Below are 22,753 nucleotides of genomic sequence, written 5' to 3' on the forward strand. Positions count from 1 at the left end.
CCTTTCCCGCCTGCTCTATCATCATTAAAAGTTACAGGAATATCGTCATTTAAAGAACGTTCGTCCCAAGTTATATGCTCAGTGCCATCGTCTTTTTTAACCATTGTAATACAGTCTTCTACAGGGCAAACTAGTGAACATAAGTTACAACCTACACAGTTTTCTTCAATTATACTTGGAATTCTATTTAAAGGATCATCTGGTAGTGCAATTGCTTGATGCGCTCCATCATCACAAGAAATATAACATAAATCGCAACCAATACATTTGTCTGGATTGATTTCTGCTACAACTTTATGTTTTAGATTTAAATGCTTCCATTCTGTTACGTTTGGCAAGGCTTTACCGGCAAAGTCATAAATAGTAGTGTAATTTCTTTCCTCCATAAATTGTCGCAAACCAGCTTCCATCTCACGCACAATTCCAAAACCATAGTGCATTACTGCGGTACATACTTGTACAGAAGTTGCGCCTAGTAATATAAACTCAACTACATCTCGCCAAGTTTCTATACCGCCAATACCTGATAATGGGATTTTTCCAATTTCTGGATGTTGTGCCAAGTCTTTCAACATGTTCATGGCAATAGGTTTTACTGCTGGTCCGCAGTACCCACCATTTGTACCTTTTCCATCAACAATTGGATATGGTGCATAGGTATCTAAATCTATTCCAACGATACTTTTAATTGTATTGATTAATGAGATCGAATCTGTTCCGCCTTGAAGCGCGGCTAATCCAGGCTGAATGATTTCTGAAACATTGGGCGTTAGTTTTGTTATTACAGGAATGTTTGCTGCTTCTTTCACCCATTCTACAATGGTTTTTAAAACTGCTGGTTGCTGTCCGACAGCAGAACCCATTCCGCGTTCACACATTCCGTGTGGACAACCAAAGTTTAATTCTATTCCGTCTGCTCCAGCATTTTCAACATCTTTTATTATCTGTTCCCATTCTGCTCTACTTTCTACCATTAGGGAAGCAATTACAGCATGATTTGGAAAGTATTTTTTGACTTCTTCAATTTCACGAAGATTATCTGCCAAAGGTCTATCGGTAATTAGTTCGATATTATTGAAACCCATCATTCTGGTATTTCTATAGTTTACAGAACCATAACGACTTGAAACATTGACTACAGGAACACCAAGCGTTTTCCATACTGCGCCTCCCCAACCTGCTTCAAAAGCTTTCATTATTTGATACCCTGAATTAGTTGGTGGTGCTGATGCTAACCAAAAAGGGTTTGGTGCTTTTATTCCTCCGAAATCTACTGATAAATCGATCATTTTATTGAGTTATGAGTTGATGAATTATGAGTTAAGAGTTACAACCTGAATGGCAAAATAACTCTGAACTAATAACTCTAAATTATTAATTATTTTTAGTTAGCCAATTATGAATTCCTTGTGCTGCCATTTTACCATCATACGCTGCATTTACAACTTCTGCGCCTCCATTTATAGCATCTCCGCCTGCAAAATATTTTGAGTTTGAGGTTTGAAATTCATCATTCGTTTTAATTCTTGTTTTTGCATCTATATCTAAATTATCTATTAAATCATATAAATGACCTTGCTTCGCTTGACCAGTTGCTTTTATCACCATATCACATTGCACAATAAATGTGTTGTTCATATTCGTTTTGAGTTTCCCTTCAACCATTTCTGTTTTAGCAAATTTTACTCCTTCTACTTTTCCATTTCCAGTGATTGCAATTGGAGTTACATTGAATAAACTGTCTACTCCAGCACTTATAGCTAAATCATATTCAAATTTGTAAGCACCCATTTTTTCTTTAGAGTTTCTGTATGCCAAAACCGTTTTCCTTGCTCCCATTCTTGCTGCTTCAGATGCTGCATCCATCGCGGTATTTCCGCCTCCAATAACCACAACTTTTTTAGGAACTATTACTTCATGATGCTTCATTCGGAGCTCTTCAATAAACTCAACAGCTCCAACAACACCTTTTTTGTCTTCTCCATCTAAACCTAAATGTCTTGTGGCTCCTAATCCAACACCAATAAAAATAGCGTCATAGTTTGCTTCAAGGTTTGCTAATGCTACTTTAGAATTAATAGCATTATTGTATTTAATATTGAAACCTAACTGATTTTGAAGATAGGCTACTTCTTTTAAGACTTCTTCATTTGTGATTTTATAAGGCGCAATTCCGTAAACAGTTAAACCAGATGGTTTTTCTTTTGCTTCATAAATGTCAACATCATATCCTAAAGTTCTCGCTTCACAAGCACAAGCAATTCCTGCAGGTCCAGCTCCAATAATTGCTATTTTTTTTCCGTTAGATTCACCTACTTTAAAAATTACTTTTTCTGCATCAATTGTTTTGTTCGTTGCGTAATTTTGAAGTCTTCCAATCTGAATTGGAGGAACACTTTGATGATTGTATACACAAGCGCCTTCACACAAAACACCTGTCGGACATACAACGCCACAGGCATTTCCAAGCCAATTAGAATCGAAAATAGTTTTGGATGCTCCAGTGATATTATCAGTATGTATTTGCTTGATAAATAACGGAATGTCTATACTTGTCGGACATGCTTGAATACACGGTGCATCATAACAAAATAAACACCTTGAAGCCTCATAAAACGCTTCAGTATCATTCATCAGTGGTTTTTTCTGCTTGAAGTTCTTTTCGAATTCTGCTTCAGTTGTTGGTCTTTTATATTCTGCCATTTGTGAGTTATGAGTTTAAAAGTTATGAGTTATGAATTACTTAACTAAAGAAATTCATAACTCTTAATTCATAATTATAAAGCTAAAGCTCTGTAAGCTTCCCATACGTTTCTGGGCGTCTGTCTCTAAAGAATTGCCATGTAGAACGAACTTCTTCAATAAGATCTAAATCAAATTCTGCTACTAGTAATTCATCATCATCACGAGAGGCTTCAGCAAATATTTGTCCTCTTGGATTTACGAAATATGATTGTCCATAGAATTTACCTAAATTCCATGGTTTTTCTTCTCCAACACGATTGATACAACCCATAAAGTATCCATTGGCTGCAGCGTGTGCAGGTTGTTCTAGTTTCCATAAGTATTCACTTAATCCAGCAACAGTTGCCGAAGGGTTGTAAACGATCTCTGCACCGTTTAGCCCTAAAGCTCTTGCACCATCCGGAAAATGTCTGTCATAACAGATGTATACTCCAACTTTAGCGTATTTAGTTTGAAATACTGGATATCCTAAATTCCCTGGTTTAAAGAAGAATTTCTCCCAAAATCCTGTTGTATGTGGAATGTGATTTTTTCTGTATTTCCCTAAATAGGTTCCATCAGCATCAATGACTGCGGCTGTATTGTATAAAACGCCCGCTTGTTCTTTTTCATAGATTGGCACAATGATTACCATATCATGTTTTTTTGCCAATACTTGCATTTTTTCAGTAGTTGGACCAGGAACAGATTCTGCTGAAGCGTACCATTTTCGGTCTTGTCCTGGGCAGAAATATGGCGTATTGAATATTTCTTGTAAACATAAGATTTGAACACCTTGTCTTCCTGCTTCTTCTATGTACGGAATGTGCTTGTCGTACATAGCATCCATAATTTCTTTTATAGTTCCTTCGCCTTCTGTCATTGGAAGACTCATTTGTATCAATCCTGATTTTACTTTTCTTGGCATAATTTAGAGTTAATAGTTATTAGTTTAGAGTTATGATTTGCTTAAATACCGCTGTTTGGTAGTTAGAATAATACTACTTAAAATCTTTATCAACTCTTCACAATATTTATTAGATTTATTATATGTTTCTTGATCAATATAGTCACTATCTTTTAATAGGTTTAACCAATATTTAGTTTCCCGTGATTCTTTAAGTGAAATGCTTAACTTGTGTACAAAATCTTTTTTTGATTCTGCTGAAATTGCTTCATTTATATTAGCGCCAATTGATGTTCCTGAACGAATAATTTGTTTAGAAAGAATAAATTCGTTTTGAGTTTTGAGTTCTTTATAAATTGAAATAATTAAAAGCGCAAAAGCATATGCTTTATCGGCAATAATGCTTTTACTTTCTTTTTTTTTATTTTTCAACTCTACACTCATAATTCTTAACTATATAACAGTTTTCGATGTTTTTCCTCTCGGAATAAATTGTCCGTGACCTGCATTTAATTTACAGGTTTCATTTTCTATAGCAATTTGACCACGTAGAATTACAGTTTCTGTTTTTCCAGTTACTTGTTGACCTTCGTAGGCTGAGTAATCACAATTCATGTGATGCGTTTCTACAGAAATGGTATGTTCTTTTTTAGGATCAAATATTACGATATCGGCATCACTTCCTATAGCAATGGTTCCTTTTCTTGGATACATTCCGAAGATTTTTGCTGCGTTAGTCGAACTTACTTCTACGTATTTTGTTAATGAAATTTTCTCTTTGTGAACACCTTCTGAATATAATAATTCCATACGATGTTCAATTGCTGGATGTCCGTTTGGTATTTTAGAAAAATCATCTTTTCCCATTTTTTTTTGTTCCCACATAAATGGACAATGGTCAGTACCTACAACTTGAACCAAACCTTGATTTATACCAGACCATAATGCTGTTTGATCTTTCTTTTCTCTTAATGGTGGACTCATTACCCATTTAGCTCCTTCAAAATCATTTTCGTACAATGAAGCGTCTAATATTAAATATTGCGTACACGTTTCTACAAATACTTTTTGATTGCGCTGCGTTGCTTTTCTTACTGCGTTTAATGCGCCTTCACAAGTCATGTGTACTATGTATCCAGGACAACCTGTATATTCTAACATATCTGCAAAACGTCCTGAAGCTTCAGATTCGGTAACTTCTGGTTGCGATAAGTAATGATAGATTGGTGCTAAGTTTCCTTCCGCTTTGTTTTTTGCTATTAGCGAATCTATCATATCGCCATTTGTTGCATGAACAGTAACTAAACCTCCATGTTTTTTAACGACTTTCATCAATTGAACCATTTGTCCATCATCAATCATTAATGCACCTTTATACGCCATAAATGTTTTGAATGATGAAATTCCTTCTTCTTCAATCATCTGAACCACTTCTTTGGCTACATCATCATTAAAATCGGTTACAGCCATGTGGTATGAATAATCGCCAATCGCTTTTCCTTGTGATTTTTTTTGCCAAGTTTTTAATGCATTATGAAGTGTATCTCCTTGTGTTTGAAGAATAAAATCAATTACCATTGTTGTTCCACCATGCAAAGCAGCTCGTGTTCCAGTTTCATAATCATCGCTGGAATAAGTTCCCATAAAAGGCATATCGAGATGCACATGAGGATCAATTCCTCCTGGAAATACTAATTTATCTGTAGCGTCAATTATTTTATCTGCTTGATACGCTAAATCTTTTCCGATGGCAATAATTTTTTCACCTTCGGTATAGACATCAGCTATATAACTTTCGGAAGCCGTAACTACACGACCATTTTTTATGAGTATTGACATTTTATTTTTTCTTCATTAATAGATAGTATAATACAAAGGAAATGATGAATCCTGAAAACCATGAAATTGCATAAAGCGAACTCATAGCAGGAATCCATTTTCCTCCAATGGCAATAAAAGCACCCACAAGTAATGCTATTATAGCAGCTTTATTAACGCCACTTTTTCCAAAAGAATACATTCCGTTTTCCTTATATAATTCTGCAATTTGAATTTGTTTTTTATTGATTAGATAATAGTCACAGACTAGAATAGCTAGTACGGGTCCTAAAACTGCGCTAACATCAATTAAAAGTCCTTGAATTTCATTTAATAATAACCATGGAAATATTAGTATACCTATGATTCCTGTTATAAAACCACCTCTGGTAAAACTTATTTTTTTAGGCCATAAGTTTGAAAACGCATTTGCTGGTGCAATAACATTGGCGGCAATATTGGTACTTAATGTTGCAATTATCATAAAGATTTGTGCTAGAACTACTACCCAAACACTATCAAATTTTGCAAGTAAAGCAATAGGATCCCAAGGTGCATCATTCGCAATAAGTATGTCATCGAAACTTATAATTGCAGCACAGGTTACAAATATGCCTACAAATGAATAAAGCATCATTGTGCCTGGCAAACCAATAAATTGACCCTGTACTTGTGCTTTTTGCGATGATGAGTATCTTGTAATATCTGCAATACTTAATGACATTGTAGCCCAAAATCCAAGCATTGCTGTTAGCCAGATTAAGTACTTCCATATTTTATCGCCAAATGAACTTTTGCCTGTTCTAGGTGTTACATTAGCAATTGAGGATGTAGATTTAGCATTCCTGAGTTGAATTTGGTATGTATCATTCTCGCTTATTTTTCCAATGGAAACATCTTCTTTAGACAAAGCATTCCATCCTAATTCATTTCCATTTAAAATAAGTTGGTATTCACTAGCTTTAGCAACACCATCTTTATCCTTTATCGGATTTATCTGAATAAAGTTCTTTTCATTCTCTGCTTGATAAATTTCAGCTACAGGGATTTCTAATTGCTTTCCTTGTTCTAATACAGTTCCGAATCCGCCAACACTGTTATAACCCCAACCGATCAATATCAAGCCCATTATTATCAGTATCGGTGCAGAATACGTTTCTAACCATTTAATACTTTCTGTCCCTTTCCAGATGAAATACATATTTATCAACCAAAAAATTCCAAAACACACAAATTGTCCAATAGACAAACCTATAGCTGCGTCAGTTCCTGAGATGGCAATGAATATAGAATATATAGCCATTCCGCCTAACCAAGTATTAACTCCAAACCATCCGCAAGCCACCAATCCTCTTATCACTGAAGGAATATGAATTCCTTTTATACCAAAAGACGATCTTCCTATAACAGGAAAAGGCACACCGTATTTTACGCCAGCATGACCGTTGAGTACCATAGGAATGGTGATGATTAAATTTGCAAGACCAATTATGATTAAAGCTTCATACCAATTTAAACCAGTTTTTATCATATAAGATGCTAGCAGATATGTTGGAATACATACTGCCATTCCAACCCAAATAGCAGCTAAGTGCCATTTACTCCAAGTTCTTTTACTTGAAGGTACTGGCGCTAAATCTTCACTATATAATGGTGAGTTTGAAACGTCTTCGTTTAATTCTACAATTTGTTTATTCATTTAATAGAACGCTGATAACGCTGGTTTTTATGATTTAAGTTTGATTGATTTTTAAACTTTTTGAAAATACTTTTCTGTGTCATTAGTATTCTAAAAACAATATTCATCAGCTATAGCAATAGCTTGTGAAATAATTTTTAAACCTTCATCAACTTCTTCTTTTGTTACATTTAAAGGTGGCGCAATAAAAATCCAGTTCCATCTCACGAATGTGAACATTCCTAATTCTCTAATTTTTGAAGCCATTCGAATAGTCGCTTCCATTTCGCCTGGTTTTGCATTCCAAGGTGTTGTAGGTTCTTTCGTTTCTCTATTCTTAACAAGTTCTATACAACCTAATAATCCTGTATTTCTAAAATCACCAATAGATGGATGTTTCGCTTTTAGTTTTTCCACTTCAGCTTCAATGTATAGTCCCATTTCTGCTGCTCGTTCAACTAAGTTTTCTTCTTCTATAATTTTAATGTTCTCTAAAGCTGCTGCACATAATGTTGGATGCGCTGAATAGGTTAACCCTATTACCATTGGATTATCATTAAAATGTGCTGCAATTTTATCGGTCACTACGACTCCGCCCAACGGCAAATATCCTGAAGTTAGTCCTTTTGCCAAGCACATAAAATCTGGCGTTACCTCATGATGATCTATTCCAAACATTTTACCTGTACGTCCAAAACCGCTCATTACCTCATCATCAATCATCATAATTCCGTATTTGTCACAGAGTTCACGAACTCTCTTTAAATACATTGGAGGGTATTTTAGGCATCCTGATGAACCCGATTCGCCCTCAAATAAAATTGCTGCTATACTATGTGGGTTTTCTAATTGAACTATACGTTCTAAATGTGCCAAAGCACGTTCTCCGCATTGTTCGATAGAATTAGAGTTCCATGGACAGCGGTACGCATACGGGTTTTCTACATGAACTACATTTGGCATTGCCTGACTATCTACAGGGAATCGTCTAGGATCTCCACCAGCAGACATAGCTCCATATGTTGCGCCATGATATGCTCTATAATGTGTAACTATTTTATGACGCCCTGTATACATACGGGCTAGCTTGATAGCATTTTCTATGGCTTCAGCACCTCCAAGTGTAAAAAATGTTTTTGTTAAATTCCCTGGAGTGATCTCAGCTATTTTCTTTCCAAGTTTACCTCGAACATCTGTAGCCATTCCTGGATAGACATAGCTTACTTCTTGCATTTGCTTAGTAACTGCTTCTGTAATGCGTTGATCTCCATGACCAATATTTACATTCATTAATTGAGATGTAAAGTCTAAGTATTTTTTACCATCTCTATCATATACATAAGAACCTTTAGCATGAGAGGCATTTATAGGATTTAGACCACCTTGTTTTCCCCAAGAGAATAACGTGTAGTCTAAGTTATCTTTTATAATTTGTTGGTTGCTCATTTTTTTTGAACGCAGATGACGCTGATTTTTTTATGATTAAACATGATTTTTTCTTTCCTTATATGAGTTACCTGTATTCTTTTGTTGCTTGAAATGCTAACGACTCTGATTTTTATGATTAAACATAATTATAATCTGTAATAATCTGCTAAATCTGCGTCATCAGCGTTGGTTTTTAACTCATCCAATTTGTTTGTGCTTCAGGATTCCATTTTGTTGTAGTTTTTTTATTTTGTGTCCAAAATTCAATAGAACTACGCCCTGTAATATCGCCAACACCAAATTTTGATTCATTCCAACCTCCAAAAGAAAAAGGCTCTCTAGGTACTGGAACTCCAATGTTAACACCTATCATTCCTGCGCTTGCGCGTTCCATTACTTGTTTTGCTAAACCACCACTTTGTGTAAATACAGCTGCTGCATTTCCATAATTAGAACCATTTTCAATTTCTATTGCTTCATCCAAATCTTTTGCTCGAATGATAGAAATCACAGGACCAAAAATTTCTTCTCTGGCAACAGACATATCTGTTGTTACATGATCTATAATTGTTGGTCCAACATAATAGCCACCTTCTTTTCCAGGTACAGTTGCATTACGACCATCGAGCAGAATTTTTGCTCCATTTTTTTCAGCTTCAGCGATATAACCTTCAATACGTTCTTTTGCTTCAGCAGTTATTACAGAACCTAAATTGTCTCCAGGTACAATAGCTTTCGCATCTTCAACCATACGGTCAATAATGTGTTGTACCTTATCTACACCAACCATAACCGACGCAGCCATACAACGTTGACCAGCACAACCAGCCATTGAAGCTACAACATTTGATGCTGTCATTTCTGGATTGGCATCTGGTAATACTAATAAATGGTTTTTTGCACCGCCTAAAGCAACACAACGTTTTAAAGTAGAAGTAGCTCTTTTGTATACTATTTTAGCCACTTTTGTGGATCCTACAAATGAAACTGCTTCAATTTTTGGATGATCGCAAATAGCTTCCACAACTTCTTTACCTCCATTTACTATATTGAAAACACCATCTGGAAGTCCAGCTTCTTTTAGCAATTCTGCCATTCGAACTGTACTTAAAGGCACCAATTCTGAAGGTTTCATAACCATTGTATTCCCTAATACCAAGGCATTTGGCAATGTCCAATGCGGCACCATGTTAGGGAAATTGAAAGGAGTTATAGACGCAACTACTCCAAGAGGTTTACGTTCAATTCTACATTCTACACCTTTACTTACTTCCTGTATCTCGTTCACTACAATTTGCGGCATAGACACAGCAAACTCGCAAAGTTCCATACTTTTTTCAACCTCAGCTTTTGCTTCTCCATAGGTTTTTCCGTTTTCAAGCTGTACTAATTTTGTAAGCTCATCCATGTTCTGCTCTAAGAGATTTCGATATCTAAAAAATATTTGAACACGTTCTTTAAAAGTCATTCCAGACCATTTTGGAAATGCTTTTTCTGCTGCTTGTACTGCAGCTTCAACATCTTGAGTTGTAGATAATGGAATTGAAGAAATTTTAGAACCATCTAAAGGACTTAATACATCCATAGATTTTTGTCCATTTCTTTCAAATTTTCCATTTATATAATTTTTAACTTCTAGTAAGCTCTCATTTATAATCATTATCACAATTCTTTAAATATTTAAGAAAAAAAATGAGAATATTATTAAATAACAGCTATTTTACTGATAAAATCTAACAATACCCTACCCCAAGATAATGAATTAATATTAATTAAGACCTGTAGTGTATCTAAATCAAATGCGTTGTAATGTTCCTTATATTTCTATTGAAGACAGAATAATTAAGGTGCTGAACTCCTACCAAAGTTTTAACTTTTTATAATATTCTGATTTTAATCACATTAAAGAGTTGAACACACTCATTACATATAAAAATTAGTTATATAATTGAAAGAACAAGGCTGTACTATACTTTTTACACTTTCAAGATAGATACGATCATTCTTTTTAGTTTTTATGATTTATCTGTCTTTTTGATTTAAAATACCTCAACTAATTTTAGGATAAAACAGTTTTAAAAAAAGTTGTATGTCATAGTACACTTGTTCTCTATCAAAATAATTTATTTAGTAATGAAATATTATTTATTTTTAATTTTTGCAAATTGTATAGAATAAACTCATGATTCTAATCTGAAGGTAGACAGCTAACCAACACATGAAACATATATTTAAAATATTATCTCGTAATCGTTTTTTTTCACAATTACGGTTACTTACTCATAAAAAAAACCTGCTAAATTGGCGTGTTTTTGCAAACATAATGCATTATGAGGAAGCAAATTTCAAACTAAAATCACATACAAAAGCAAAAGGTAGAGTTATCTTTATGGGAGATTCTATTACCGAAAACTGGGTTGAAATGCGTCCAGAATTCTTTAAAGGCAGAGATTATATTAATAGAGGAATCGGTGGACAAACCACTCCGCAAATATTGTTGCGATTTAGGCAAGATGTCGTCGATTTAAATCCAAGAGTTGTAGTTATATTAGCTGGTACTAATGATGTTGCAGGTAATACTGGTAATACCTCTATAGAAACTATTGTAGGTAATATTAAATCTATGGTAGAAATTGCGAATGCTAACGATATTGAAGTGATAATTTCTTCTATTTTACCAGTTAAAGAATATTTTTGGAAACCTGAGCAAGATCCCGCTTCAAAAATCATTTTAATTAATGAAAAGCTTAAATCTTATGCTGAAGAAAAAGGGGTTATCTATTTAGATTACTATTCATCTATGGTTGACGATAAAGGAGGTTTAAAAGTACCCGATTATACAGCTGCAAATGATCTTGTTCATCCAAACAAGGCTGGATATTTAGTTATGGAAAAATTAGCCCAAATAGCAATTGATAGAGCTTTAATCAAGTATAAATGATGCTAGTCATGGAGCATTCTTAAAAGGTAATGGAAAAGGATCTTTCAAATTAATTCCAACGATAAAAAATGGTTTCTTTACCAATGGAGCTATCAAAGATTTAAAAATGATGAAAATTCAAAATCAGGGCTATATTTTATCAGTTACGATAAAGCATATTGAATAACTTTTTCTATTTGAAAATTTGACATTGTTTCATCTATTTCGGTGCGTAGTTTGTCCATCGTATAAAAATCAACCAGTGTGTTTTTTTCAAATTTTTCAACCATTTCAATAAAAATATCCCAATAGTTAGCATTATCCTCTGGATGAGGAATATGACCCGAAACACCTAGTTCTTGTAACCTTAGTGCTATATCTTCCCGATCATAACATTGAGTACTTATCGTTAGGGAAGGTACTCTGTTCATTATTGGATAATGATATATTCCTGCACTGCATTGATGAATGACTAAATTTGAAATTCCACATATAAAGTGAAGAGGTAGTAATTTATTATAAAATACTTTTTCCTTATACTTCTCATTTATTTCACTGTTAGATGTAGTAATTACGGCATAGTTACGCTTTACAAAGAACTCTATAAAATCTTCAATTGATGTTCCATCTATTGTTCCTGTTGTAATAAAAACAATAGGTTTTTGTTTGTTGAAGCTTAAAAATTCATCCAACCTTTTAGAAAGTTTCTCTGAAGGCTTGTCCTTGATAAGAAGTGGCCCAGAATAAAAATACGAGTCTCTATCTTGTATATCTTCTGGTAAACATTCTATGGATGCTATTCCTGGGATAATCTTTGCTTTAGATTCTATATACCGGTTTAAAAAATTCAAATCATTGTCATTAAACATAGACACCTCAGAATTATACAAATTTGAGAATCCTATAGTCTTACCAAAGTTTCTACCTTTTTGAAAAGAGTGTACATGATTGTCATTTCTAAAGCGTTTATCAATAGATCTAAAAATCCCAGTTCGTTGAATTGAAATTCTTGGTGTATTATTTTTTTCAGCAATTAATGGCGTAAAACACGCAGTGTCTTCAATAATCAATGAGGGCTTAACTATTTCATAAGCTTTTTCTTCCATTTCAACTACACACTCATTTATCTTCGATAAATCTTTAGATTTTATTAGGTCTTCTCCAAAAACATAATCTATTGGAACACAGCTCACGCCCTTTAGCATAAGAAATTTTTGTGAGTAACTATTAACTAAAAAATGATTTTTAATTGTGAAGTTACTCCTTAAATATTTTTGTTGTAAAACATACAAAGGAATCAAGTGTGAGATGCCACCAGCTATATAGGGAATAGTTAGAATATTCATGATATTGGTTTTGTTTTAATTCTTATAATTAGCCTCCAGTAATGTGAGGTTGAAACTGAATCTTACTTGTTAATTTAATTATGCTAATGCATATTGAATAACTTTTTCCATTTGAAAATTTGACATTGTTTCATCTATTTCAGTACGTAGTTTGTCCATCGTGTAAAAATCAACCAGTGTGTTTTTTTCAAATTTTTCAACCATTTCAATAAAAATATCCCAATAGTTAGCATTATCACCTGGATGTGGAATATGACCTGAAATGCCGAGTTTTTGTAACCTTAGGGCTATATCTTCCCGATCATAACATTGAGTGCTTATCGTTAGGGAAGGTACTCTGTTCATTATTGGATAATGATACATTCCTGAACCACATTGATGAATCACTAAATTTGAAATGCTACAGATATAATGTAACGGGAGTAATTTATTATAAAAAACCGCTTGCTCATACTTCTCATTTATTTCGCAATTACAGGTCGTTATAACTGCATAGTTGCGTTTCAAAAAGAATTCAATAAAGTTTTCTGTAAGCGTTTTATCTACTGTTCCTGTGGTAATGAAAACAATTGGTTTTTTTTTGTTATTACTTAAGAACTCACTCAATCTTTCTGTAAGGTTCCTCGAAGGTTTATCCATAACAATTAGCGGTCCAGAATAGAAATAGGAATCTCTATTTTCAATGTCATCTGGCAAACACTCAATAGATGGTATTCCAGGAATAATCTTTGCTTTTGGGGCTGCGTATTGTTTAGAAAAGTCCGCATTAGTATCATTTAATATAGATGATTCTGAATTGTACAGATTTGAAGGAATTTTAGCCTTTTTAATAATACCGCCTTTTTGTAAAGAATGTACATGGTTGGTATTTCTATCACGCTTATCAATAGATCTAAAAATTCCCGTGCGCTGAATTGAAATTCTAGGAATGTTATTTTTTTCTGCAATGAGTGGAGACGTAAAAGCATTATCTTCTATAACCAGTTTTGGCTTCACTTTTTTATAAGCTTCTTGCTCTTTTTCTATTATGTACTCTCCTATTTTTGAATAATCATTAGATAAGACTAGTTCCTTTGCTTCTTTCCCAAAATAATCCATTGGCACACAGTCTATGCTTAACATTTTAAGAGAATTTTGCACGTTATTGTTAACCAAAAACTGATTTTTTACATCAGTATTATTTTTTAAATATTTATGATGTAAAACATACAACGGAATTAAGTGAGAGAGCCCACCTGCAAAATAAGGTATAGTTAAAATATTCATCGGATTATTAATAGTTATAAGTGTTAAAAAGATATCTGCAAATTAATCATGGACAGTAAACTGTTCTTTCCTTAAATGAACTCTTGTAGGGCTTACTTGTTCGTAACGATGTATCTACATACTCGATTTATTCATTTTGTCATGGATATATAAAAAACTCTGCGCTTAATGTTTTCAATACAATTATATCTAAACATTTTGAACAACTTATCTTATTCTATCAAATTAGCAATCTAATTTTATTTTCTATTTACTTTAATTTTGTCTTTAAATAGAAAAAATAGAATACAGACAAAAGCTATAATATATATAGCATTTAACCAAGGCTTTTCAAACGTTAATGTACTAAAGTTAAAATGCTTAAAAATTATTACACCTAAAATTATTACGATTATTGTTGCGGCTGGTCTGAGATTGTTGTTTTTCATAATTTTATTATATATAAAAAATTATCAAACAATTAAACAATTTATTCATTGTTTGATAATTTTTTAGTTGTAGAGGATTTTACAATAAATGTAAATAAAACAATCTTTTAGTGTGCATAATTATCTGCCAACCAGCATACACCATAACCAATTGCAGCTCCTACGATATAAGGAAGAATTCCTCCAGCTACTTGCTCTAATTGCTCTTCAGTCAATTCTAATTCACTCATATCAACCTTTGCTGGAATATTTATATAAACAACAGACTCATCTGTTTGGTCTACCACTACGATCTTCTTATCAGTATTCGTTAGTTGTTTTCCTGTTACTTCAGCTATTGTAGCTTCAGGGTTGCGCATTAATTGCTCTTTGAAACTTGCACTCTCCCATGCCTTTTCTACTAGAGTTTTTACTAATTCTGTACCTTTTGCTTCTTGTTCTTTTGAATAATTCATTGTTCTATGTTTTTATTAATTAACTATTTTTTATTGATGAGTTGCTGCATAAATTGCAATTCCAACGCATATACCATAACCAATTAATGGTAAGATTCCACCTGCAACTTGTTCTAGCTCTTCTTCAGTCAATTCTAAGTCATTAACATTTACCTCTCTTGGTATGTTAAAATAAACTTTAGCCTCACTGCTTTGGTCAACCACTACCAGCTCTTGACCTTCTGGTAAACTAATTTTTTGACCTGTGAAATTTTCAATTGTTTTTACTGGGTTAGCTAATAAGTTTCTTTTAAATTCTGCGTCTTTCCATGCTTTTTGTACTACTTGAGCATTCAAGTTTTGTTCTTGTGTTAAATCCATAATGTTTTAATTTTAAGTTTAAATATTTATATTAAGTTGTTATTCTATCGTCTGGTATACATCCTCCTGGGAATACTGGCGGCAATATCATGATGTCATAGTATCTTGCTTTACCACCTGCAATTGCCTCTAGTTGATCTTCATTTAACTCTATATCTTCCATGTTTTGTTCCACTGGAATGTTAATGTATACATTTGAAGCATCTGTTTGATCGTTAACAACAATTGTCTTGTCAGATGGAATATTTAATTTTATTCCTGTTAATTTTTCAATTGCTGCCAAAGGATTAGCTATTAGTTCTTTTTTATACTCAGCATCTTCCCATGCTCTTTGTACAATTTTTTGATATAATTCTTGCTCTTGTGTTAATTTCATGGCTTATAGAGTTAAAGTGTTATTTATGATTTTGTTGGTAATGTTGGTAATGTCGGTGGCACAGTCGATGGCCAAGAACCTCCACCAGCAATAAATTCTAATTGTTCTTCATTTAATTCTATATCTTCCATATTTGGTTCAGCAGGAATGTTGATATAAATTGTAGACAAGCATGTTTGATCTTTAACTATTAGGATTTTATCATTTGGAAGATTAACCTTCTCTCCCGTAGCATTTTTAATAGCCTCTATAGGATTAGCTATTAATTCTTGCTTGAAACTTTCATCTTCCCATGCTTTATAAATTATCTTTTGCAATAATTCTTGGGATTTTTTCTGCTCTATCGTCAATTCCATAATTAGGTTATTAGTTCTTTCTTATTAACTATGGTGTAAAGATATTTTTTAGATAAGTGATAAAAATGCCATTAAAACTGATAAAACTGTTTTTTATGTATTTTACTTCTTTATATTCAAGATATTAAGAGTTAAAGCTTAAGATTTCGCAACATATTAGATAATATTTAGATGAATTAATAAATGCTAGATCCGATAACATTTTGAAGTATATGGCTTAATTTCCTTGTTGAAAGCATATTTTATCACATCTATTATTAAATATGATTGCTGTCTATACTTACGCTTTAAGCGTTACAAAGTACATTTCTAGCTCTCCCTTACCTTTTGCTGTGATTTTTCCACGATATTCAAAAGCTAGGTCTTCTTCATCTTTAACTAATAAATAGGTGTCTTGACTTATATTTACTTTTCCAACCATACTATTACTTTCCATACGGCTAGCTGTATTTACAGTATCTCCCCAAATATCATATTGAAACTTTTTAACTCCAACAATACCCGCTACAATAGGTCCAACGTGAATACCAACTCGCATTTCAAAAGCTGGTTTATTTTGTATGTCGTTTTCTCTTTTTCTTTTAATCATGAAAGCCTGCATTTTAATAGCCGCTAAAATGGTATTTTTAATCGCATTTGCATCTGGTTTAGGCAAACCACCTGCAGCCATATACGCATCTCCAATAGTTTTTATTTTCTCAATTTTATAACTTTCCATGATATGGTCAAATGCTTTAAAACACACATTGATTTCTTCAACTAATTGTTGTGGTGTTAATCGAGAAGCAGTTTCTGTAAAAGATTTAAAATCTGTGAATAAGATGGAAGCAGTTTCAAAGTCTTGTGCATCTACAAAACCTTTTTCTTTTAGTTCTTCGGCAATTTCCTCTGGTAAGATGTTAAGTAATAAATGCTCTGAACGATCTTTTTCTACTTGTAATATTGCTTTTGATTTTTTTACAAGATTTAATCTGCTAAAAATTCCTCCAGCAATTATAAGTGCAAAGCAACCTAAAATCAGAAAGATATTTCGTTGTTTTTCTTTTTTGTCTACAATTTTTTGATGTGCTATTTCTGCTTTGCGTTCTTTTTCTACATTGGCAATACTATCCAAAAGCATTTCTTTTTCAAACTCCATATTTAGCAGTTTGTCTGTAGTTTTCTTTAAATTTAAACTGTCTTTTAGTAAATACATCTGCTCATTGTACCGCAATGCTTTTCCTACCTGATTTAAAGATTTATAAGAGTTGTATAGACATTTACAAGCTTGTTCTTGGGCAGAAACAATATTTAGTTTTTCTGCTATTTCTAAACCTCGCTTACAATTTTTTATGGATTGTTCTTTTTTATTCAACTTTAGTTGAATGGCGCCTAATGCAATAAAAGCCGAACTTTCATGGCGGCTACTTTTTATCTCTTGCGCTATATTTAGTGATTTATTGTAGAACTTTACTGATTCAGAAAAATTATTCTTTGCTTCATATAATTTTCCTAGGTTGAAAAATACTTCAGCCTGTACTTGTTTTTCATCACTTTCTACTGCAAGTTTTAAGGAAGCCTCATAATTGCTTAAAGCTGTATCATAATTTTCTTCATTCATATAGACACTTCCTATACTACTCAGTACTAAGGAAAGTGATTTTTTATTCGCTATTTTTTCGTGAATTTTTTTGGTAATTTCATAATACTTCTTCGCATTATCAAAGTCATTAAGTATTAGATAAATATTTCCAATATTTTGTGTTGTTCCTGCAATTTGTGCCTCATTATTTAAATCTTCATGTAGCTCCAATGCATTTTTGTAATTGTCTAGTGCTTTAGAGTAATTCCCTAAGTAGTAATAAATTGCGCCAATATTATTTGTAGTAGAGGCAATTCCGTTTTTCACGCCTGCTTTCGTAAAATACTCTTTACTATTTTCAAAAGAAGTTAATGCATCGTAAAATTCCCCCTGGTAATAATTTACCGTAGCTATTTGTTTATAGCAATTTCCAATAGATTCATTTTCATTTAAACCTTTAAATATTGTTAGGCTTTTTCCTGCTAAAGAAAGTGCCTCTTCATAGTCTCCTTTTTTAAGTTTGTCTTTACTTATTAAAAACAAACTATCTCCTGTTTTCTTTTGGTTACTAATATCAGTTTTTACTTGTCCCGTAAGAATAGAAGATATCAAAACAAAAAAGAGAAGCGATATTAATTTTCGCTTCTCATCTTTTTTATAATATGTTTTTTCAGCTATAAGCATTATTTAATTTTGCTTTCTAATCATGAATTATAACCCTGGAGCAGGATCTGTAATTTGTATAACTGCGCTAGGAGGATCTCCTCCACCAGCTATAATTTCTAATTGTTCTTCAGTCAATTCCACATCGTCCAAATCAAGTTGTGGAGGAATATTAATGTATACATTCGAAGCATCTGTTTGATCGTTAACAATAATCGTTTTACCTTCATCTAAATCTAGAGGTTCTCCAATTATACTTTCGATAACTTTTACAGGATTCGCAATTAACTCTTGTTTAAAGGCATCATCTTCCCATGATTTTTGTACAATGGTTTCAATTAATTTTTGTTTTTTTGTCAATTCCATGATATTAGTTTTATGTTCTTTATATTGTGGGTGATGCGTAAATTTACATTTCAAATAGAACATAAAAATGCCAAAAAGACTGATAAAAATGCTTTTTAGATGAAAAGGAAAAAGAAATTTGTATTCAACTGGAGAAAATATTTTTTTGAAACATTGTCTATGTTTATTGCAGTAGTTTCAGCTTTTGCTCTTAGCAATTGGAGTCAAGACAGAAGAGACTCAAATGCTGAAAGAGAGATTTTAAAAGCTGTTGTAAATGCCTTGAATAATGACTTAATTACAATAGAAAATAATAAATCGGGTAATATTTTTGCAAAAAAATCTTGTGTATATTTAAGAGATTTGATTACTAATAAACCTGTTAATCAGGATTCTATTCAAGATTATTATAATAATGTATTTGCAGATTTTAGTTTTACTCCAAATAAAACTGGATATGAAGGTTTAACTTCTAAAGGATTGGACATTATTAAAGATGATTTACTTCGTGTTCGAATTACATATTATTATAATTATTATTTTGATGTACTCACTAAAATAGAAGAACAAAACGAAGCTGTACAAGCCTTTAAAAATTATTTTTTTCCAATTAATAATGTATTGGCAAATTATATGGAGTTTAATGATAAAGGTGAACTTATTGAAATAAAACAACCTATTGAAATTTCTGAATTAGACAAGAAAAAAATTTATAGCTATTTGTGGCAATTAGAATCTAGTAGAGAATTTAAAATCATGATTTACACACAATTAGAAACACAACTAAAAGTAGTCTTACAACATGTTAAAACTACTTTAGATGAAATGAATTAAATACTTATTTCAAAGTTGTCGCTACATCTTTTTATAAATACTTTTGTAGGACCATCAGTCGGAATTAATTGTATTGCTGCTTGAAAACAAACAATTGCTTTTTGAAATTCTTTATTTTTGTAATGAGTTAATCCTTCAGAATATGTTGCGTTAAAATCATGTTGTTTTTTGGTGAGTTGCTTCGTTTTATCGCTAATTACAGTAAATACTTTTACCGGAATATTTTTTCCTTTTACAAGCAACGTATCAATTTCTCTGCAATGAAAGTCATCTTTCACTTCGTTATAAGTTTCTTCACATATCAGTATATTTACATTGTACGCTTTTGTTGCACTTTCTAATCGTGCTGCTAAGTTTACAGAATCGCCAATAACCGTATATTCAAAGCGTTTTTCTGATCCAATATTACCAGAAACTACATTTCCTGTACTGATCCCAATTCCAATATTTAACATTGGTAATTTTGAGTTCTTTTTGTTTAAATCATGCAACATTGCAAACATATCTAAGGCACAATTCACTGCATTTTTAGCATCTGAAATATTTGCATAAGGCACTCCAAAAACTGTCATTATAGCGTCTCCAATATATTTATCTAAGATTCCATTGTATCTATGTACTGAAGTAATCATTGCTTCAAAATACTTGTTTAACAATTCAACAATTTGAATGGCTCCAAATTCTTCTGTCAATGTTGTAAAATTTCTAATATCAGAAAACAAAATGCTACATTTAGAATACGTACCTTTTAATAAAGATAAATTATCATGATTCATTACCTGCTTTACTAAGTGCTGCGGAATATATCTGCTTAGGTTGGATTGTATTCTTTTTTCTTTAGAGATATCATTAAAAACTGCAATGGCACCAATAACATTTCCTTTTGCATCTTGCATTGGAAGTACGCTAATATTAATGGTTACAGATGTTTTAGAGTTAATTTTAATTCTTAGTTCTTCTTGATAATTTTTTTCACCAGTAGCAATTGTTTCTTTGCAATATAAAAATAATGGTTTAAGAGAATTACTTAGCTCATCAATATGTGTATTGGTTAAATCTTGTGATTTTTTTAAACCAAACATTTTACTAAATGTTTCATTTACCGTATTAATTTTAAGTGACTCATCTATGGTTACAATTCCATTATCTAGGTTTTGAACTAATATATTGAGATGATTTTTCATCCCCTGAATTTGATCGAATAGTTTTGCATTTTCAATAGCGATACGAATTTGACTAGCAAAACCAGTTAAGATATCTAAATCGTCTAAATTGAAGTTGTTTTCAAGCTTGTTTATCACTTGAATCACACCTAATACATCATTTTTAGAATTGAACACAGGAACGCTTAAAATCGATTTTGTAAGGTATTTTGTTTTCTTATCTACAGAAGCGTTAAAATGTGGATGATTGTAAGGATCATTGACGATAAGTGCTTGTTTGCTTTTTGCTACTTCTGCAACTATCCCAGTTTTTGTTCTTACAATTTGATTTTCAAGACCTTTTGCAAATACGGTCCACAACTCACCTGTTTCTTCATCCACTAGAAATAATGAACTACGATCTGATTTTGTGATTTCAGCCGCTTTATTCATAATTACCTGAATAAGCTTGTTTAAATTTAACTCAGAAGAAACAACTTTGAAAACATCTAGCAATGTAGAAAAGTTGTTTTTGATATGTTCACTCGCTAAATACAATTCACTATTTTTTATAATAAGCGTAATTGCGGTAGCAAAACTATTGAGTGTTTTGATGTCTTTCTTGGTGAAAAGATCTCCTTTTTTATTTAAACATTGAAGTGCGCCAATTGGCTTTCCTTTTTCATTGAATACAGGCACACATAAAACAGATTTTGTTATAAAATGTAACTGTTTATCATACGATTGGTCAAATAATATGCTTTGTTTCGTATTGTTTTCAATGATAGGTTTTTTTTGTTGAAACATTGTTCCAACAATTCCTTTTCCGACTGGAACAGTTATAATTATATTATTAACACCTTGTGCAACAATGCTTTCCAAGGAATTTGTTTCTTTGTCAAGTAGATAAAAAGTACTTCTTTCTACCTGCATGACTTTAGAAATTTGGTCTAATATAATATTAACCTCACCTACTATTTTCTCGTTTTTTATTATCATGATACGGGGATATCTTTATGCAATTGTATTTTTCTATTAGCTTCTCGACTCCTTCAGAAGAAGCCATTGTAATTAAATCTGTCTCACAGATACTTTTAATTCTATTTAACTGATCGGTCGAAGTTGTAATTTCTCCCAAAATAGTATCAAAACTGAAAATTGTATCTGTAACTTTTTTTACAATTATTTTGAGTCCGTCAAAAGCTTCTTTAGAAAGCTCTGTAGTACCTTGATAGTTTTGCAAACGACCTCCATTTCTATATACTGGATAGTCTTCTAAACCTATAAATTGTAAAAACCATTCTTTATTAAATTTTCCTAATACTTCGGTAATACCTGCATAATCTGCAATGATTTCATCATGCATATTTATAGCCATACAACCATAATATTGTAATGTAAATAAGTGTGCACATTCGTGTGCCCGCCTAATAATTAAGGATGAAGATTTCCAATCACTTTCGAAAACTCCAATAGTTTCACTTTTAACGCCACTGTATGCTTTGGTACTGAGTACCATTAATTTATCTTTAAATAGATGCGGATTTGGAAGTACATGTTCCTTAAAATATGCGTTCCAATTTCCTGTAGGGTTTTGTGTGAACCAATTTCTTTTTAATCGATGTATTCTATCCCAATTATTGATTCCGTTTATAAATGAAGCGCCCATTGATTTAGGGAGTGTCTGAGGTTCATTTTTGTTAGTGAGAGCGGAAATAATTGTATTGAAATCATCGTCATTCGGCACTATTATAACTGGTACTTTACCAATCATATTATTTTCGTAAATAGCTAATTCTACTAACGCTGGTTCATTTAATACTAAACCAGCGTTGCTAGTATTTGGTTTACCTCTTAATGTAACATTTTTATATGCTTCTGTCTTTGAAATCCCTTCTTGGACAGGAAACTGTAATCGTACTACATATTTTTTTAAGGTTTCAAAAACACCTATTTCTTTTGATTCTTCATGATAACTTTCCCAAGCATCAATATAGGAGTCTTTTACTGGTAACGAATTATTTTTTTTGGGGGAAATGAATTTATTTTCTGCATATTGTAGTAACTCATCAATAGCATGTTCATTTTTGACAAATTCTTTTAAAAATAAATACTTTTCTTTTTCATTCATTCTTTACTAATGTTT

At 32.3% G+C, this 22,753-nt stretch carries 20 protein-coding genes; 2 read left to right on the top strand and 18 right to left on the bottom strand.

From position 1 onward, the window contains the following. The 8 genes from preA to ACRBBL_RS20990 form a co-directional block, all read right to left on the bottom strand. The coding region (gene preA, locus ACRBBL_RS20955; protein WP_431371044.1) for an NAD-dependent dihydropyrimidine dehydrogenase subunit PreA at positions 1-1,289 on the bottom strand (1,289 nt) is incomplete at its 3' end. Positions 1,290-1,374: 85 nt separating this feature from the next. Continuing rightward, a complete protein-coding gene (locus tag ACRBBL_RS20960) occupies positions 1,375-2,703 on the bottom strand; it encodes an FAD-dependent oxidoreductase (RefSeq protein ID WP_431371045.1) in 1,329 nt (442 codons plus the stop codon). 82 nt (positions 2,704-2,785) lie between these two features. Next, positions 2,786-3,652 (bottom strand): nitrilase-related carbon-nitrogen hydrolase, encoded by an 867-nt coding sequence (locus ACRBBL_RS20965; protein ID WP_431371046.1) that lies wholly within the window; start codon positions 3,650-3,652, stop codon positions 2,786-2,788. A 30-nt stretch (positions 3,653-3,682) separates the two neighbouring features. Beyond that, entirely contained in the window at positions 3,683-4,063 is a 381-nt protein-coding gene (locus ACRBBL_RS20970; protein ID WP_431371047.1) for a four helix bundle protein, read from the bottom strand. Positions 4,064-4,084: 21 nt separating this feature from the next. Beyond that, positions 4,085-5,470, bottom strand: a complete 1,386-nt coding sequence (hydA, locus tag ACRBBL_RS20975; RefSeq protein WP_431371048.1) for a dihydropyrimidinase — start codon at positions 5,468-5,470, stop codon at positions 4,085-4,087. A 1-nt stretch (position 5,471) separates the two neighbouring features. Next, positions 5,472-7,148 (bottom strand): NCS1 family nucleobase:cation symporter-1, encoded by a 1,677-nt coding sequence (locus ACRBBL_RS20980; RefSeq protein WP_431371049.1) that lies wholly within the window; start codon positions 7,146-7,148, stop codon positions 5,472-5,474. A 90-nt stretch (positions 7,149-7,238) separates the two neighbouring features. Then, positions 7,239-8,573, bottom strand: a complete 1,335-nt coding sequence (locus ACRBBL_RS20985; RefSeq protein WP_431371050.1) for an aminotransferase class III-fold pyridoxal phosphate-dependent enzyme — start codon at positions 8,571-8,573, stop codon at positions 7,239-7,241. A 175-nt stretch (positions 8,574-8,748) separates the two neighbouring features. Continuing rightward, a complete protein-coding gene (locus ACRBBL_RS20990; RefSeq protein WP_431371051.1) occupies positions 8,749-10,215 on the bottom strand; it encodes a CoA-acylating methylmalonate-semialdehyde dehydrogenase in 1,467 nt (488 codons plus the stop codon). Positions 10,216-10,773: 558 nt separating this feature from the next. On the opposite strand from ACRBBL_RS20990, the gene ACRBBL_RS20995 reads away from it, so the two are divergent. Continuing rightward, positions 10,774-11,496 (top strand): SGNH/GDSL hydrolase family protein, encoded by a 723-nt coding sequence (locus ACRBBL_RS20995; protein ID WP_431371052.1) that lies wholly within the window; start codon positions 10,774-10,776, stop codon positions 11,494-11,496. Positions 11,497-11,639: 143 nt separating this feature from the next. Here ACRBBL_RS20995 and ACRBBL_RS21000 read toward each other — a convergent pair whose 3' ends face one another. The 8 genes from ACRBBL_RS21000 to ACRBBL_RS21035 form a co-directional block, all read right to left on the bottom strand. Then, a complete protein-coding gene (locus ACRBBL_RS21000; RefSeq protein WP_431371053.1) occupies positions 11,640-12,821 on the bottom strand; it encodes a hypothetical protein in 1,182 nt (393 codons plus the stop codon). 78 nt (positions 12,822-12,899) lie between these two features. After that, positions 12,900-14,087: a hypothetical protein gene (locus ACRBBL_RS21005; protein ID WP_431371054.1), complete on the bottom strand. Its 1,188-nt coding sequence runs from the start codon at positions 14,085-14,087 to the stop codon at positions 12,900-12,902. 535 nt (positions 14,088-14,622) lie between these two features. Continuing rightward, on the bottom strand, positions 14,623-14,970 hold the full coding sequence (locus ACRBBL_RS21010; RefSeq protein ID WP_431371055.1) for a class IIb bacteriocin, lactobin A/cerein 7B family: 348 nt from the start codon (positions 14,968-14,970) through the stop codon (positions 14,623-14,625). A gap of 30 nt (positions 14,971-15,000) precedes the next feature. Next, positions 15,001-15,330 (bottom strand): class IIb bacteriocin, lactobin A/cerein 7B family, encoded by a 330-nt coding sequence (locus tag ACRBBL_RS21015; protein WP_431371056.1) that lies wholly within the window; start codon positions 15,328-15,330, stop codon positions 15,001-15,003. A gap of 31 nt (positions 15,331-15,361) precedes the next feature. Then, a complete protein-coding gene (locus ACRBBL_RS21020) occupies positions 15,362-15,706 on the bottom strand; it encodes an NHLP leader peptide family RiPP precursor (RefSeq protein WP_431371057.1) in 345 nt (114 codons plus the stop codon). Between the two features lie 23 nt (positions 15,707-15,729). Further along, positions 15,730-16,023 (bottom strand): NHLP leader peptide family RiPP precursor, encoded by a 294-nt coding sequence (locus ACRBBL_RS21025; protein WP_431371058.1) that lies wholly within the window; start codon positions 16,021-16,023, stop codon positions 15,730-15,732. Positions 16,024-16,342: 319 nt separating this feature from the next. Further along, positions 16,343-18,307, bottom strand: coding sequence for an adenylate/guanylate cyclase domain-containing protein (locus ACRBBL_RS21030; RefSeq protein WP_431371059.1), 1,965 nt, complete (start codon positions 18,305-18,307; stop codon positions 16,343-16,345). A gap of 27 nt (positions 18,308-18,334) precedes the next feature. After that, complete coding sequence (locus ACRBBL_RS21035) at positions 18,335-18,652, bottom strand: NHLP leader peptide family RiPP precursor (RefSeq protein ID WP_431371060.1); 318 nt, start codon at positions 18,650-18,652, stop codon at positions 18,335-18,337. Positions 18,653-18,751: 99 nt separating this feature from the next. Here ACRBBL_RS21035 and ACRBBL_RS21040 point away from each other — a divergent pair, with 99 nt between their 5' ends. Then, on the top strand, positions 18,752-19,465 hold the full coding sequence (locus tag ACRBBL_RS21040; protein WP_431371061.1) for a hypothetical protein: 714 nt from the start codon (positions 18,752-18,754) through the stop codon (positions 19,463-19,465). On the opposite strand, the gene ACRBBL_RS21045 is transcribed toward ACRBBL_RS21040, so the two are convergent. Together ACRBBL_RS21045 and ACRBBL_RS21050 are read right to left on the bottom strand one after the other, a co-directional pair. Continuing rightward, entirely contained in the window at positions 19,462-21,606 is a 2,145-nt protein-coding gene (locus ACRBBL_RS21045; protein ID WP_431371062.1) for a GAF domain-containing protein, read from the bottom strand. The genes ACRBBL_RS21040 and ACRBBL_RS21045 overlap by 4 nt on opposite strands. After that, a complete protein-coding gene (locus ACRBBL_RS21050; protein ID WP_431371063.1) occupies positions 21,575-22,738 on the bottom strand; it encodes a DUF7005 family protein in 1,164 nt (387 codons plus the stop codon). The genes ACRBBL_RS21045 and ACRBBL_RS21050 overlap by 32 nt, the downstream gene beginning before the upstream one ends. Between the last annotated feature and the right edge of the window lie 15 nt (positions 22,739-22,753).

The organism is Kordia sp. (genome assembly GCF_050633145.1).
Classification (GTDB): Bacteria; Bacteroidota; Bacteroidia; order Flavobacteriales; family Flavobacteriaceae; genus Kordia.

Bases quoted from the DNA above. Each gene is read 5' to 3' on its own strand.
- ACRBBL_RS20985 (WP_431371050.1), bottom strand. From the start codon at position 8,573: ATGAGCAACCAACAAATTATAAAAGATAACTTAGACTACACGTTATTC.
- ACRBBL_RS21005 (WP_431371054.1), bottom strand. From the start codon at position 14,087: ATGAATATTTTAACTATACCTTATTTTGCAGGTGGGCTCTCTCACTTA.
- ACRBBL_RS21020 (WP_431371057.1), bottom strand. From the start codon at position 15,706: ATGAAATTAACACAAGAGCAAGAATTATATCAAAAAATTGTACAAAGA.
- ACRBBL_RS21035 (WP_431371060.1), bottom strand. From the start codon at position 18,652: ATGGAATTGACAAAAAAACAAAAATTAATTGAAACCATTGTACAAAAA.
- ACRBBL_RS20995 (WP_431371052.1), top strand. From the start codon at position 10,774: ATGAAACATATATTTAAAATATTATCTCGTAATCGTTTTTTTTCACAA.
- hydA (WP_431371048.1), bottom strand. From the start codon at position 5,470: ATGTCAATACTCATAAAAAATGGTCGTGTAGTTACGGCTTCCGAAAGT.
- ACRBBL_RS21030 (WP_431371059.1), bottom strand. From the start codon at position 18,307: ATGCTTATAGCTGAAAAAACATATTATAAAAAAGATGAGAAGCGAAAA.
- ACRBBL_RS20965 (WP_431371046.1), bottom strand. From the start codon at position 3,652: ATGCCAAGAAAAGTAAAATCAGGATTGATACAAATGAGTCTTCCAATG.
- ACRBBL_RS21045 (WP_431371062.1), bottom strand. From the start codon at position 21,606: ATGATAATAAAAAACGAGAAAATAGTAGGTGAGGTTAATATTATATTA.
- ACRBBL_RS20990 (WP_431371051.1), bottom strand. From the start codon at position 10,215: ATGATTATAAATGAGAGCTTACTAGAAGTTAAAAATTATATAAATGGA.
- ACRBBL_RS21050 (WP_431371063.1), bottom strand. From the start codon at position 22,738: ATGAATGAAAAAGAAAAGTATTTATTTTTAAAAGAATTTGTCAAAAAT.
- ACRBBL_RS21040 (WP_431371061.1), top strand. From the start codon at position 18,752: ATGAAAAGGAAAAAGAAATTTGTATTCAACTGGAGAAAATATTTTTTT.
- ACRBBL_RS21010 (WP_431371055.1), bottom strand. From the start codon at position 14,970: ATGAATTATTCAAAAGAACAAGAAGCAAAAGGTACAGAATTAGTAAAA.
- ACRBBL_RS20960 (WP_431371045.1), bottom strand. From the start codon at position 2,703: ATGGCAGAATATAAAAGACCAACAACTGAAGCAGAATTCGAAAAGAAC.
- ACRBBL_RS21015 (WP_431371056.1), bottom strand. From the start codon at position 15,330: ATGGATTTAACACAAGAACAAAACTTGAATGCTCAAGTAGTACAAAAA.
- ACRBBL_RS21000 (WP_431371053.1), bottom strand. From the start codon at position 12,821: ATGAATATTCTAACTATTCCCTATATAGCTGGTGGCATCTCACACTTG.
- ACRBBL_RS20980 (WP_431371049.1), bottom strand. From the start codon at position 7,148: ATGAATAAACAAATTGTAGAATTAAACGAAGACGTTTCAAACTCACCA.